Origin of the sequence: Bacillus sp. FSL L8-0199, from assembly GCF_038005705.1 — a bacterium.
Taxonomy (GTDB): Bacteria; Bacillota; Bacilli; order Bacillales; family Bacillaceae_G; genus Bacillus_A; species Bacillus_A cereus.
This window is the reverse complement of record NZ_JBBOTS010000001.1, coordinates 980,516-994,182: the sequence shown is the minus strand read 5'-3', so window position 1 is coordinate 994,182 and position 13,667 is coordinate 980,516. Positions and strand designations below refer to the sequence as shown.

Here is a 13,667-nt window from a genome sequence, read left to right as displayed (position 1 = left end):
ACCATTAAGCAATATAAAGTGCTAAATAAAATATTTAGACAATTGAAGTCCAACAACGATTAGAAGATATATATATTAGAAAAGGAATTTTGGGAAATCTTATCCTATATAACTAATACATATAGCGTTGTATCTTTAAATCAATAAATTTTTCGATAAGCTAGTTAATAGATTATTGAATTTAATCTTTTAATAGAGTTAAAAAAATCAACTTTACATTCTAATTTAGAAATTATTAGGTGGTGTCAGTAGTGTTTGAGTATCTTTTAGTTAAAGCTTTATTTACTATTTTCTTAATTAGCCTAATCGTGTTAATCAGTGTAATATGGACTAAAATAGAAAAAATTCTGGACGAGACTGTATTTAAAAACGTTTCTGAAAAATCCAGATATGTAGTAACTATGGTAATTGTTATGGTGGGAGAATTTGTTCTCATAGTCATTACTTCATTAAATTGGAGAGCTTCAATTATTGACACACTCTTTTTTGGTAGTATTATTTTGTTCTGCTGTATATGGCTAATACCTTATTTTGTTAATCAACAACAAAACGTCGCTAAAGTTATGGATAAGCATTTTAGTGGAGGGGTAGATTTAGGTGAAATTCAAGTTCATCGTGCGAAACTTTCTGCATTTAATTTAGGAAGTATTGTATTTTCTATAGTGGGAATTATTATACCTATTTGTTATTATTTTAAATACTTTTTATAACGGTTTATTGGTTCTGTTGGAAATTTTTTAAAGATATAGTAATAGGTGAGATTACAGATATTTATGTAGAAACAACTTAGATGTATAAGACAATCCATGTGAGCGAAAACAGTAAAATACCCTATAAGGTCTCTTTTACTTGTATTAATTAAAAAAATGGTACTAATTTCCAAAACTTCCACCAGGACTTCTTTTTAGCTGCCCTCCCACCACTATGAGAGGTAAGTGAAGGAAACCGATACAGCTTGTGCGTATGCAGTGCATTTTGGCCTGGGTCACAGTCTTTTAACGTGGTCGAACTACAGGGGGAGTAAGCATATTCCCGATGGATCCATTTCTATACTTCCATTATCTAGGGAAATCCCCCAGTATCCAAGACTAAATTTTACCCATACATCATTTTTTGATGTAGCTCTTGAAGATAAAAACTATTTAATTTTCAAGGAACAGTTATTAACTTAAAACTTATTATACGAGGAGGGTGTATCATGAAAAAAATATGCTTTGTATTAATTGTCGACGCTGGTATAAATTATGGTTCAATATTTTCTCTACCATTTTTAAGGAATCAGGATGATTTGAAGGAATATTTCTCTAAGTATTATGATGTTTCAATTAATTATATTAGGGATAAAAACTCAGTTGACTATTTGGTAGTTCCCAAACCATGTCCAGCTTTTGATAATGAAAATAATCTTCCAATAATTGAAGTACCAGCAATCTTATTTATGGAAAAGAATTTTGAAAAAATAAAGACTTATATAGATAATTATTTTTCCAATAACTCATAAAGAAAATAAAAGTACAATAAAAAGAAGTCCGATAAAAAACGAGTGGTGTAGAATATTTCTATTAATCATTCGTTTTTTATTATATTTACATATATTTTTTAAAAGAGGATTATAGACGTTCTGAAAAAAATTAATTATAACAAGAACAGTGTTCGTGCTACTATCTACGGTTATTTTTTGTACTAAGTACCCCTTTAACTAACAAGACAACAAAAAATAATTAACATATTAAAGTGAATAATGTTACTATTTTTCAAACCTAATTTAGAAGACACCGGAATTCTTTCGGCTTCATATTCCTTCATCAGCTCAAAATCAGCCTGATTATTAACATCTAACTTTCGTAAATCGTACTTTTTGTCTATTTGACGTATCATATTTGAAACCTTCAGGCTGAAGCTACTTTCTTGCACCTTTCCAAAACCAAATTTAGGATAAAATTCTAACACCGTATCATTCGCGAATAAGTATATAAAATCATAATCCTTCTCGTATTTTTTAATGATATGATTCATTAATTTAGTCGCTAAACCTTGATGTCTATAATCCGGATGTGTCATCACTGTACCCAATTGAATTACTTTATATTCCTTACCGTTAGAGATTACATTCATTTTATTAATAGATGTATTTGCGATGACTTTATCTCCATCCACATAAGAATAGCAAATATAGTTATCATTCCAACAACCCCTGTCATACCATCCTTTAAAATCCAATTCAAATACATGTTTTGCAAGGTCATTAAAACTTTCCTTATATTTTTCATTTTGCTTGTAGTCACTAATTAATTGATATTCATTCATGATAAATCCTCCATTTTTTATTATATTTTCCTAAAAAGAGTGTATATTTCTTACAACAATCTACTACTAAGTTTTCGTTAATCACCGCCTTATAATAGGTGTAACGGCATAGAAACATGCTTCCGGAATCAAAAAACGACAAAAAAAGACCACAAGAAGAAACATCTTCTCATGGTCAAATTTCTGTCTATTATAAATACACCTATCTCGAAAGAATAGATATCGTGAAATAACATGAAATTTTTTGATAAGATATAATGTCTTCTAACCGCTACTAGTAAAAGGGTATAACAAATAAAATCAAGGAATTATCCTTAATTTGACCTTTTACAGTATAAAATTCGTTTGAATTTTAATTAGCGATTAATAAGCTTCATCATATACAATCAAAACCTCTTTTCAATATAATTTCTTACTAAGAATATCTCCTTTGAAAATCGTTGTAAATGAAGACATAACAAAAAACGAGATTTATGTCCTTCTGTATCACCAAAATCGGTCGTTTTTGGTGATACAAAAAGACACATACTATTATTCTCGAAAACTACAGAAAAATCCCTCCACCTTAAGGCAGAGGGACTTTCCAATTACTATTTCAAACTACCCGCAATCTCCGTAAAGATAACTCCAAGTGCATGTGCACCTGCATCTGGATATCCTAAGCTTCTTTCACCAACTGTACCAGCGCGGCCCATGCGAGCTACGATTTCTTTCGTATACTCTGCTCCTTTGACCGCTGCTTCTGCTCCTTTTTCGAAGGCAGTTTTCATGTCTTCCTCGTTTGAAGCGCTAGCTAACCAAGAGTCTACACATGGAGCAAGTGCGTCAACAAGTGTTTTGTCACCAACTACCGCTCCTCTACCAAATGATCTTTCACCGATAGATTGTATACCTTGCAGTGCTGCTTGCAACATTTCAGCGAATTCTTTCACTGTTAACTCACGCTTCTCGCCTGCTGCTTTACTAGCTGCGCGGAATGCTCCGCCCCAAATTGGACCTGATGCGCCGCCGCAATGTTCCATAATAATCATCGAACAACCGTCAAGGAATGATCCGATCGTTACGTTTTCTTGATCTACAATAGAATGCCACTCACGTTTTAATTGCTTAAATCCTTTTGCTACACTCATTCCGAAGTCGCCGTCGCCAGCATGCGTATCTAGCTCACAGAACGGTACTTCATTTTTAATAATAATGTCGCTCATTTTATCAACGAGATACACCATGTTGTTTAATGTGATAACATTATCTTTTATAACAGCGTGCTCTTCTGCCGTTTCTAGTTCAAAAGAAACTTCCTTCTCTTCTGCCTCTTCCAGTACATTTACATACTCTACACTTTCAACTGGTCCATCTACTTTAAACGCTGGTGTATTACATTCTTTTGATAGTAATGTTTTTAGCTCTTCATCTAACTTCATTACCGTTAAAGACATACCAGCCATATCAATACTTGTCATATAGTTACCGACGAATACTCTATTAATTTTAATGTTTCTTGCAGCTAGTTCTCTCGTAACGGCGTTGTTAAATAAGTAAAGTTCTTGCAGTGGTGTTCCGCCAAAACCGTTAACTAAAAGCGCAATTTCTTCTCCGTCTTTTACTCCTAAATCTTTCATTAGATCATTTGTCATACGGTTCGCTAGTTCATCTGCTGACAACATTTTTTCACGTTTAATTCCTGGCTCTCCGTGAATACCTACGCCGTATTCCATTTCATCTTCCGCAAGTGTGAAAGTAGGTGATCCACTCGCCGGAACTGTACAAGACGTTAACGCTAAACCGATTGTGCGCACGTTAGCAGCTGCTTTTTCTGCTACAGCTTTCACCGCTCCTAAATCCATACCTGCTTCCGCTGCTGCGCCGGCAATTTTATGAACCAAAATAACGCCCGCAACGCCGCGGCGTCCTACTGTGTACAAACTATCTTCCACCGCAATATCATCGTCCACTTTTACGTAGTCAACTTCAATTCCATCTTCCGTCGCTAAATGAGCTCCGTTTTTGAAATTCATAATATCGCCGCTGTAATTTTTAATAATTAATAACGTTCCTTTTTTACTAGCTGTCTCTTTAATCGCTTGATATACCTGAATTTGTGAAGGTGACGCGAACACATCTCCGCACACTGCCGCATCTAACATTCCTTTTCCGACTAATCCTGCATGTGCCGGCTCATGACCACTACCGCCGCCACTAATTAACGTTACTTTGTTTTCGTTCATTTCTTTCTTCTTAATGACTTTATATTTTTTCAAAAGCTCAAGCTCTGGATGAGCCATAACCATTCCGTTGCACATTTCCATTACTAATGTTTCTGGTTTGTTTATAATCTTTTTCATTGTGATTCTCCCTCAATTCCTTTAATATATTGTGATATATTTGAAATCTTCTTCTTACTACTCATGTTAAAATGAAAGCGTTTTATAGTAAACGGACAAAATGGACAATTTGTCTAAAGACAACGCTCTCATTTATGGGTAGGATTTTCATATTACTAACATTCTAGGGATGATTGAGATGACCTCTTCTATAATTTCTAAAAAGATAATCGCGAATTCATTGAAGTATTTAATGGAAACAGAGTCCTTTCATAAAATATCAGTGAGCGATATTATGTTACACTGTCAAATGCGTAGGCAAACTTTTTATTATCATTTTAAAGATAAATTTGAACTATTAAGCTGGATTTACAGAGAAGAAACGAAAGAAAACATTATCGACTTTCTCGACTATGAAACGTGGGAAAACATTTTTGATTTATTATTTGATTACTTTTATGAAAATCAAAAATTTTACCGAAATGCTTTTAAAGTCATTGAGCAAAACTCGTTTAATCACTATTTATTTGAGCATACGAAAAACTTATATATGAAGATTATTGATGAACTATCTGTGAGCTGTGGATTCAGCCTTTCTGATGAGACAAAAAATACGATTGCCTCCTTTTATAGTCACGGCTTCGTTGGAACGATAAAAGATTGGATTGAAAGCAAATGCGAAGTAGACCCGTCCATTATGTCTTCTCTCATGAAAAATATGATAAATAATCAATTACTACTATTACTGGAGCAATCTGCAAAGTAATTAAAGGGTGGCAAAAGCAATGAAAAAGATTATGAATGATGTACAACATATCGTTCAAGATATGATGCATGGTTTTTATTTTGAACATAACGACAAAGTGAATTACGACGAAACAAATAACATCATTTATGTAAAAGGTATTGAAAAACTGAAGCAAAACGTTGTCATCATAAGCGGCGGTGGTAGCGGACACGAACCTGCTGATATCGGTTATGTAGGAAAAGGTATGCTTACGGCGGCAGTAAACGGCAGCATCTTCACTCCGCCTACAGTGGAACAAATTATTTCGGCAACTCGCCTCATGCCAAAGGATAAAAGTATTTTATTCATCATCAAAAACTTTAAAGATGACGTAGCAAACTTTTTGGCAGCAGAACAAATCATAAAAGAAGAAGGAAGACAAATTGACCACATCATCGTAAATGACGACGTTTCAATTGAAGATGATGCTTCGTTTAATAAAAGAAGACGCGGCGTAGCTGGTACTGTTTTCGTTCAAAAAATACTCGGTGCGGCCGCTCTTGCAGGTCACTCTTTAGATGAACTAACAACACTCGGCCATTCTATCACCGAAAACTTACACACATTAGGCGTCGCCCTTTCACCTGCAAACGATCCAGTGAAAGGAAAAGCTTCATTCACATTAAACGACGATGAAGTATTTTATGGAGTCGGTATCCACGGAGAAAAAGGATACCGTAAAGAAGCACTATCCTCTTCTGAAATATTAGCGATCGAACTAATGAACAAACTTAAAAGCATTTATCGCTGGAGAAAAGGCGACAACTTCGCCATTCTCATTAACGGATTAGGCACAACTCCACTAATGGAACAATACATTTTCGCAAATGACATTCGCCGTTTATGTGAGCTGGAAGGATTACAGATTACATTCGTAAAAGTTGGTACGCTGCTAACTTCTTTAGATATGAAGGGTGTTTCGCTTAGTTTGCTTAAGGTAGAAGATTTGGATTGGGTGAAGTGGTTGAAGGCGGATGTTGGCGTGGGTAATTGGTAAGTAAAAATTATGATGATAAAAGCCTTTAACTATAACGTGTTAAAGGCTTTTGCAAATTGAAATATCGTACGAGCGTTCAAAAGAAATTCGTAATCACCTCACTGAAGGATGACAGGTCTTCCAAATAAAGCTGGATGATAAATGAACATCGCACCTACAAATGAACATACTAGATAAAAAACAGCTTCGTATTTTATGACTAAAGAAGAGTTCGTATCAAGCTTTCCCCCCTCTCTTTTCAATATCATTTTAAATAATGCTGTATATAATACATACCCAATAATCGCCCCAAGGGTATTCGTAAATACATCATCAATATCTGTAATTCTATTATTTAATAATTGGTTTAACTCAATTGCCAACGAAAAAAAGAATCCCGCACATACGGTGTTTTTCATTTTTCTAAACTGCGGCCAAATAGTCGGTAATAAAAAACCTAATGGCATAAACAGTACAATGTTCAAAAGATACGTCGTACTACCTGCCGTATCAAATAGAGTCAAATTAATTTGATTTACACGAATCCACGTTTCATATCTACTTATATCCCATACAGTCGCGATCTGCGTCACTCTATACACTAACGAAAGGTAGAACAGAAAAACATATACCCATAGAAAATGCCAAATAGATATGTTTCTTTTCGCTTTAAAATAAAATCCAATTTGAAACAAAATACAAAAAATTATAGTGAAAAAATACGTATACAAATAACTAATCAAAACTCCTGTATGCATGTGGAATCCCCTAACTTTACATTTTCATCTATTATTTTAGAATATAGTTTAAGAACCAGTACTTTGTTCATATATTTAATCTTCTACTTTGTCTTCGAATATAGGGGATATACTAAAAATAAAAAATCCCCACTCCTTCATTTTCAGTCTCCTCCTTGATGTAACTTGTTTATAGGATAGGAAAAACTTTTAAAATAAAAAGTGGGGTAAATATAAAATTTTTCTTAAATTTTATGTTAGTTTTTATTATTACTCTTATTAGGAATCCGCTATTCGTTGTTAGGTAACGCCATGCTTACACCTATAAAAGTATTGAATTACTGAAGAATTCTGTCCTCAATATAACAGCAGATTCACATCAAAAATGTAAATCCTCATTTCCTTCGTATTTTCCTTTATTAAGTCTTTTTCTTATAAATAATTCTGCCACAATTAAATTAGGTACCCATGCTAACCAAGCAATAATAGCGTAACTAAGTTCAAACCGCTCTATTCCAAATAGAACTATAAACAAGGGTAGCCAAATTCTTAATGTAACTGCTCCAAAGGTTAAAGAATAATTTCTAATCATCCAGTTCCGATGCTCTTTAATTTTTTTATTCTTAACTCTATGTAACGCTTGATATGCTGATGTTAGCCAAAATACAGATAACAAACCAAAGCCTAGCTTCGCTACCAATCCTCCCGTAGCATAAAAGGATAGGTATAGTCCAGAAACGCCTCCTAATAATATACCAACCATGTAGATTCTCCCAACTATTCGATGACGGTTGATATTCCTCTCTCTAAATTTAGTGGATAATGTGAAAGGACCAATTACTAATGCTACTATACTAGTCGTAATATGTATAAATAACATACTATACCAGAAATCACTTAATTTAGATCCAAACATAAGCTTCGCTTTTACAAGCCCTGTTTGAAATCCATCCATAATAGAATATTGGACAACAATATAACCAGATACTAAAAGAGCAAAAAAAGTGAATACAAACCAAATTTTTCTGTTCAAATTTTACTGCCTCCCCATTACATTCACGAAAATTAGATTATATATTACTGTTCATTCTCGGGAAAAATAGAAAAGCCTTCTAGCGAAATGAAGTGACCTCCGAAAAAGGGACATTTAATAGATTAAGATTTCCAAAAATAATGAATATATATGTTATATTGTTAGACGTACTGAAAAAGCTAAACAGTACAGCAATGGGGATTTTTCTAATGGATATGTTACAACAAGTAATAGATAAATTTAAAATGAGTAAACTCTTAAGTATATCATTCTATACTTGAGAGTTTACTCATCTATCCCTTCTCATCCCTCATACTGTAATACCCCAAATTAATAATAATCAAGAAATACCCACCCATAATTCCAGCTGCAAATGTCCACATGAATTCATGATGTTCAATTTCATACATAATAATCGCGCCGAGTATTGCGGCTGCGAACCGATTTATCATTCCGAGCATCGGTGCTTTTTCTTTTTTTACAATGCTATCTCCGAACTTTTCAATACGCCTTCCTAAAATCCAGGCGCAGTACATACTCACCAAAAGGCCAATGCTTATCCCGACAAACTGGGCTCGAAAAGGTGTCACGAGCCATCCCAATAACATTACGCCTAGCAAACAATACATTTGTATGTTGAATGATCTTAATGCCATACGAATCATGTTATTCTCCTTTATCTTTCTCATTGTAATTCCGTATTATCAATCCAATCTTTCAGAATCCAAGCTTTCAGCTATATCTTTTTTAAAATGAGGAAATTTGATTTTGCTCACCATTAAATAAGCGAGTACGCTTGTACCAAATGCCACGGAAACTGGATTATTTAGGCGACATAAAATGAGGAGACACATCGCCGCGAATGGAATGGGCATTCCGATGAATGTTGGGAGTTTGCTTTGCTGTGTGTTAAATCTCGCAAGCCGAAGCATTCCGCAAATACTGTAAGCGAGCGCGCATATCATCCCGATAGACTGCAAATCTTTTAACGAAGCATTATATGCAAGAATAGATGGTGCCACACCAAAAGTAACTAAATCCGCAAATGAGTCCAGCTCTCCACCAATTTCTGAAACAGAATCAAGTTTCCGAGCAATCATGCCATCAAACAAATCAAGGACCATACCTGTAATAATGAACATAACTGCACCGTACATATCCTCAACGAAAACAGCATGAATAGCCAAAAGCCCACACACAAAATTTGCTATCGTAATCATATTTGGTATGTAACTCATCACATGCTTCCCCTCCTTTCTACTAATTGCTTCATCTAAGTTCTTACTCATTACAATCAAGATCCTTCTGCTTTTCTTCCAATATCACTTTATTTATTTTCGTTAACGTCTCTGTCATTTGCTCTAGGGCATTTATATCGATTTTAGAAAAGTATTTCTCAATTAATACATCATCTAACTCAGACAACCGCTCTATATACTTACTACCGTTTGGACCAAGTGTAAGAAAATACTCCCTTTTATTATTAGGGTTTACTTGTTTTGAAATCATCTGTTGCTTTTCCAATTTCGATAAAACTTGGCTCACCGCACTTTTCGTTATATTAAACGTATTCGCAATGTTATTTGCTGTCGTGTTTTCATTTAAATGAATATGAAATAACATGCTCTCTTGCTGCCCAGTAAGACCGAACTCATCCTTTAAATCTTGAAATAGTAAAATATAGAGTTCCGTATAGGCTCGATTCATTTCATTAATTACTTCTTTATACGTTCTAGTCATAGCATCCTCCATGCTTTTATTTCGTTTCGTTTAATAGTTAAGTTTACTTAACTTAACTATATTATACCGTTATGTTTGTGTAAAGGGAAATATAACTCTACACTCTACTCACAATGATACAAAAAAGACACTCTTCTAAAACAAGTTTAGTCGCTTCTGTCTCACTGCTTTCCTCATCCAAATACTCGGTAAGTCATTCTGAATAATCAAAAAGAAAATCAATAAAATTCCATATAGACCCATTACTGGTTAAAATGTTATAATGGAATTACCCTACATAGTTACTCATAGCCAGACTGAGGAACTAGCGTCTTATTAAGTAATGCGCATAACTAAAATAAAAAAGACACTTTACGGTGTCTTTTTTATTTATATTCCTAGGAATTATCTCTTTTATAAACAGACTCTATCAAACAGTAAAGGAAACTAACAGATGGAACATCCTGTTGCAAGAGAATTACGTTTTATACGGGTATGTCTTATCATTTTGATTATTATCATTGCATTCTGGGACCGGGAGAAAACTGTAGAAATTACTGATCACGGTAGCGATCCTATCTTAAACACCAGCAATATGACCCAAGTTGGTGAGAATACATTTGCATACAAAGGCGAATCTAATCAAATTAAAATATTTAAGTTTAATCCAGATACAAATGAAATATCACTTATTAAAGAGTTTCTTGCTGAGGAATATTACTCAGATACAGCTAGATAAAGTAATATTGACCACAAAAGTATAATGACCACAGCCTTTAGCCATAATTACGACTAAAGGCTTTTTGTATGTAAGTAAATGAAAAAAGGAGCTAATTTTATGGAACATAATAAAAATGGAATGCTTGCTTTAATTGTTTTATTTTTAGGATTAGTGTTTTTTGTTAGTGGAATGGTTTATCATTTATGGGGCTCATTTTAATTTCAACTTTTAGACAGATAAATAATTCGAATCAGAGAAATGTACAATACTTTCCCTTTTCTTTCCAAAAATAATATAATAAGATATAAAATGTAATACATATAAAGACAAATATATATAGCACTCATTAAAAGTGCTTCTATTTTGGAAGGAAGAAACGATGAACAAAAAGTTATTAGCATCATTATTATGTAGCACATTCTTGTTTGGAGTATCAGCTTGCAGTTCACATGATGCGCCTGCAAAAAATGAGCAGGCGACTTCCAAAAAAACAGAGAATGACAAACTTAGCAGCAAGGATTCGCAAAAAGAACTTCCTACCAATGTAGATTCCTCTGATGTATACATGTCAATGGGATCTGCCGAGTCATTAGATGTTCTAGGGACTGGAGAAGTTAAAGCACAAGGTGTCTTTAAAGTATTAGACATCGCAGTTTATAATCGTAAAGAAGAACCCATTACACTAGATATTAACAACTTTAAATTAATTGATGGATTTGGAAGAGAATATCACATTTCCAATGAATATCAATCCGTACTTAAAGCTGCAAATACCTCTACATTTAAATTTGGTATTGTTAACCCTGATGAACATTCGGACGGAAACATTGTATTCGATGTACCGAAAAACACGCGAGGATTAACTTTAAAATTTAATAATGATAAGTTAGATAAAGAGCTCCAATTAAAAGTGGAATTGGAATAGGCAAAATAAATACGTCTCCCTTAACATTCTCTACTAACATAAAAAAGTACAGTCTTTTCTACAGCAGACTGTACTTTTTTTATCATTTCATTTCACATAACATTCTCTAATTTTTTTGACTAGATGCTCTCCAATCACGAAAAGATGTTGGGCGTCCAGAAAAAGCTCTTTGCTTTGTAACAGATGGTTTTTCTTCAGGAGTCATTGTTTTTTCTTTAAGCGTCGCTGGTTTTTCTTTAAGCGTCACTGATTTTTCTTCAAGAATGGTCACAGCTGTTTGCATTTTCTCTAACTGTTCTTTCAACAATTGTTGTTCAATCTTTAAATCCGTAAGTAAACGTAAAATCATCTCAGAATTAGCCATAAGATCCTCCTTCCCCCAATACACAGAATAAAATACAATATGTAGAAGGCGGGATACCGGTGACAAAAATAAGGTCGTCAACTCTTTTTAACTTCCAAAGTCCTTTTATTTTTTTAAGGACCTGCTCCATTCATCCTTAAAAACATAAAGTAAATTAAATCCATTAATAAATGGTCTTTATGAAAGGAGGAGTTAATATGGGCTATGGCGGTAGTTGTGGTGGAGGCTGTGGTTTCGGCGGCGGATTTGCCTTACTTGTTGTGCTCTTCATCTTATTAATCATCGTTGGCGCTAGCTGTTGGGGCGGCGGATTCGGCTGCTAAGGAGAGGCACTCTTGAGAGTGTCTTTTTTTTAATATGTGGCTCGTATACATCTTGCTCAAAATTTCCGTTCTAGAAGTATTATAATATTAGCTTAACATGTCAGTTCCCCCTAATTAATAGGTGGTTCTAGCCTATAGAATTCTTTTAAATATAAAATGAAACTATATTTCTCAATGAATAAAACAATTTAACATGGTAAAATAATATTTGGACGGGAGTCCAATATATTATTAAAATTAAGATGGTTCAAGTCGAAGGAAGGCACCTTAGGGTGTCTTTTCTTTTTTATAAATAATGATAAATTAAAATTGTAAAGGATGCTTACTACTTACAAGGAACATTTTCTTCCATACAACTATTTATTTGAAACTAATTACTATTATAAATATAAAGAAGTTATGGATAAAGTAGTGAGGTAAATAAAACAAAATATAGATTTAATTCATGTTTCTCAACGAGGTACCACCAGCATTTTCAAAAAAATACGCTAAGCAAAAAAAATAATCAGCTGTCCATATGGACAGCTGATTTACATCATTACATTTCTATTATTTATCTTACCACTTGTACAGATACTGGTTTCCACCCCTGATTTTCTACCCAATCAATATTAACCTTATATTTTTTATTATTTTGCTTATCTCGTACATTACCGTAGGCTTTATTATTACCATTATTCCCAATAAAATCGAAAATCAATTGGCTCTCTGGAACATCAACAGCATAAGAAATTGCTTTTTTCATCTCACTCCAATCTACTGTTCCTTCTTTAAATTTCATTTCAGGTTTTGCTCCTTGCTCGGTACCAATTGGCTTCCAAGAAGGATTAGTTTGAGAACCCTTTTCTTGAGATGCCGTTTTTTCTTCCTCATTATTTTCAGTTCCGTTCGTTTTTACCGATTTTTCTGTTTTTGATTTCTCTTCTAGCTGTGCTGCCTCTTTATCTTCATTTTTCTTTTCTTCTATCTTTGCTGTTTCTTTATCTTCAGTTTTCTTCTCTTCTATCTTTGCTGTTTCTTTATCTTCAGTTTTCTTCTCTTCTATCTTTGCTGTTTCTTTATCTTCAGTTTTCTTCTCTTCTATCTTTTTTACTTTCTTTTCTTGAGCAATTGCTTTCGTTGATGTATTAGAAGGGGTAAACAATTGGTATGTCACTATACCAACTGTCACTAATACCAAAGTAAATGCAATATTAAAAATTGCCTTTTGACGACGATTCTGTTGTTTTTCTTGAAATCTGCTTACTTGTCCCATTCTTCAAACCTCCGTGTTTACTTTCTCCTCTACTCTTTATGTATTATCCCTAAAATTCTTAATATTTTTATTAAACAATAGAAATAAACTACACTTTCCATACAGGATTTCATATCATAATAAAATTTGTGTTTTTTCAAGTATCTGACATATGTTATTCAAAATAGTTTAATACATTAAAAATTGATAAGCTTCTGCA

At 33.6% G+C, this 13,667-nt stretch carries 16 protein-coding genes and 1 pseudogene; 8 read left to right on the top strand and 9 right to left on the bottom strand.

Annotated elements, in window-relative coordinates; translation table 11 throughout:
- Positions 1 to 41: 41 nt before the first annotated feature.
- The 3 genes and pseudogenes from NST86_RS34800 to NST86_RS05195 form a co-directional block, all read left to right on the top strand.
- Positions 42 to 147 (top strand): annotated as a pseudogene (locus tag NST86_RS34800) (BtrH N-terminal domain-containing protein); the annotation flags it as partial.
- Between the two features lie 104 nt (positions 148 to 251).
- The gene (locus NST86_RS05200; protein WP_000464473.1) at positions 252 to 710 is read left to right on the top strand and encodes a hypothetical protein; all 459 of its coding nucleotides are present in this window, start codon (positions 252 to 254) and stop codon (positions 708 to 710) included.
- Positions 711 to 1,198: 488 nt separating this feature from the next.
- Complete coding sequence (locus NST86_RS05195) at positions 1,199 to 1,501, top strand: hypothetical protein (RefSeq protein ID WP_000717611.1); 303 nt, start codon at positions 1,199 to 1,201, stop codon at positions 1,499 to 1,501.
- A gap of 194 nt (positions 1,502 to 1,695) precedes the next feature.
- On the opposite strand, the gene NST86_RS05190 is transcribed toward NST86_RS05195, so the two are convergent.
- Entirely contained in the window at positions 1,696 to 2,307 is a 612-nt protein-coding gene (locus NST86_RS05190; protein WP_016117343.1) for a GNAT family N-acetyltransferase, read from the bottom strand.
- A 590-nt stretch (positions 2,308 to 2,897) separates the two neighbouring features.
- On the bottom strand, positions 2,898 to 4,649 hold the full coding sequence (gene dhaK, locus NST86_RS05185; RefSeq protein WP_227593480.1) for a dihydroxyacetone kinase subunit DhaK: 1,752 nt from the start codon (positions 4,647 to 4,649) through the stop codon (positions 2,898 to 2,900).
- Positions 4,650 to 4,827: 178 nt separating this feature from the next.
- On the opposite strand from dhaK, the gene dhaS reads away from it, so the two are divergent.
- A complete protein-coding gene (gene dhaS, locus NST86_RS05180; RefSeq protein ID WP_000204220.1) occupies positions 4,828 to 5,394 on the top strand; it encodes a dihydroxyacetone kinase transcriptional activator DhaS in 567 nt (188 codons plus the stop codon).
- A gap of 19 nt (positions 5,395 to 5,413) precedes the next feature.
- A complete protein-coding gene (dhaQ, locus tag NST86_RS05175; protein WP_227593481.1) occupies positions 5,414 to 6,412 on the top strand; it encodes a DhaKLM operon coactivator DhaQ in 999 nt (332 codons plus the stop codon).
- A 98-nt stretch (positions 6,413 to 6,510) separates the two neighbouring features.
- On the opposite strand, the gene NST86_RS05170 is transcribed toward dhaQ, so the two are convergent.
- The 5 genes from NST86_RS05170 to NST86_RS05150 all read right to left on the bottom strand — a co-directional run bounded on the left by NST86_RS05170 (position 6,511) and on the right by NST86_RS05150 (position 9,901).
- On the bottom strand, positions 6,511 to 7,149 hold the full coding sequence (locus NST86_RS05170; protein ID WP_227593482.1) for a VanZ family protein: 639 nt from the start codon (positions 7,147 to 7,149) through the stop codon (positions 6,511 to 6,513).
- A 358-nt stretch (positions 7,150 to 7,507) separates the two neighbouring features.
- Positions 7,508 to 8,161, bottom strand: a complete 654-nt coding sequence (locus NST86_RS05165; RefSeq protein WP_001080296.1) for a DUF2306 domain-containing protein — start codon at positions 8,159 to 8,161, stop codon at positions 7,508 to 7,510.
- 293 nt (positions 8,162 to 8,454) lie between these two features.
- Positions 8,455 to 8,826, bottom strand: a complete 372-nt coding sequence (locus tag NST86_RS05160) for an ATP synthase subunit I (RefSeq protein ID WP_000620602.1) — start codon at positions 8,824 to 8,826, stop codon at positions 8,455 to 8,457.
- A 39-nt stretch (positions 8,827 to 8,865) separates the two neighbouring features.
- The gene (pssA, locus tag NST86_RS05155; RefSeq protein WP_000042028.1) at positions 8,866 to 9,450 is read right to left on the bottom strand and encodes a CDP-diacylglycerol--serine O-phosphatidyltransferase; all 585 of its coding nucleotides are present in this window, start codon (positions 9,448 to 9,450) and stop codon (positions 8,866 to 8,868) included.
- The gene (locus NST86_RS05150; protein WP_000198946.1) at positions 9,443 to 9,901 is read right to left on the bottom strand and encodes a MarR family winged helix-turn-helix transcriptional regulator; all 459 of its coding nucleotides are present in this window, start codon (positions 9,899 to 9,901) and stop codon (positions 9,443 to 9,445) included. Before NST86_RS05150 ends, pssA begins: the two co-directional genes overlap by 8 nt.
- A 433-nt stretch (positions 9,902 to 10,334) precedes the next feature.
- Here NST86_RS05150 and NST86_RS05145 point away from each other — a divergent pair, with 433 nt between their 5' ends.
- Together NST86_RS05145 and NST86_RS05140 are read left to right on the top strand one after the other, a co-directional pair.
- The gene (locus NST86_RS05145; protein ID WP_000400961.1) at positions 10,335 to 10,619 is read left to right on the top strand and encodes a YmzC family protein; all 285 of its coding nucleotides are present in this window, start codon (positions 10,335 to 10,337) and stop codon (positions 10,617 to 10,619) included.
- A 361-nt stretch (positions 10,620 to 10,980) separates the two neighbouring features.
- The gene (locus NST86_RS05140) at positions 10,981 to 11,526 is read left to right on the top strand and encodes a DUF4352 domain-containing protein (protein WP_016117338.1); all 546 of its coding nucleotides are present in this window, start codon (positions 10,981 to 10,983) and stop codon (positions 11,524 to 11,526) included.
- A 106-nt stretch (positions 11,527 to 11,632) separates the two neighbouring features.
- Here NST86_RS05140 and NST86_RS05135 read toward each other — a convergent pair whose 3' ends face one another.
- Entirely contained in the window at positions 11,633 to 11,890 is a 258-nt protein-coding gene (locus NST86_RS05135; RefSeq protein ID WP_000013694.1) for a hypothetical protein, read from the bottom strand.
- Between the two features lie 197 nt (positions 11,891 to 12,087).
- On the opposite strand from NST86_RS05135, the gene NST86_RS05130 reads away from it, so the two are divergent.
- Positions 12,088 to 12,213 carry a YjcZ family sporulation protein gene (locus NST86_RS05130; RefSeq protein ID WP_000540377.1) on the top strand — a complete coding sequence of 42 codons (126 nt, stop codon included), beginning with the start codon at positions 12,088 to 12,090 and terminating at the stop codon, positions 12,211 to 12,213.
- A gap of 553 nt (positions 12,214 to 12,766) precedes the next feature.
- Here the strand turns inward: NST86_RS05130 and NST86_RS05125 are convergent.
- Positions 12,767 to 13,468 (bottom strand): YrrS family protein, encoded by a 702-nt coding sequence (locus tag NST86_RS05125; protein ID WP_340933284.1) that lies wholly within the window; start codon positions 13,466 to 13,468, stop codon positions 12,767 to 12,769.
- Positions 13,469 to 13,667: the final 199 nt, after the last annotated feature.